Raw genomic sequence first — 288 nt, forward strand, 5'->3', positions numbered from 1 at the left:
GTGGTAAGGGTGAGCTGTATTCATTTGTGATAATGCACTACCCACATGTAGCCCCATTTGATAGCCCAAATCCTATTGGTTTGATTGAGCTTGAAGAAGGCGTACGTATTCCAGCTGGCTTAATCGGAGTTGAAGAAGGTGTAGCTCCTAAAATTGGCCAAAAAGTGCAAGTCGAATATCACACATTTGATGGTGAGCTGACCTTGCCACAATTTAGACTTGTTCCAACTAAGGAGTCGTAATGGATTTTAATTTAAGCGAAGAGCAATCAGCCATTGCAGAAATGGC

Annotated in this window: 1 protein-coding gene; it reads left to right on the forward strand. The window is 42.4% G+C overall.

What is annotated here, in order from left to right:
- Positions 1-242 (forward strand): Zn-ribbon domain-containing OB-fold protein (locus tag AAEY57_RS19685; RefSeq protein WP_350608631.1); only part of this gene is annotated, 242 nt, incomplete at its 5' end.
- Positions 243-288 lie beyond the last annotated feature (46 nt).

This window comes from Pseudoalteromonas sp. MER144-MNA-CIBAN-0113 (genome assembly GCF_040308965.1).
Classification (GTDB): Bacteria; Pseudomonadota; Gammaproteobacteria; order Enterobacterales; family Alteromonadaceae; genus Pseudoalteromonas; species Pseudoalteromonas tetraodonis.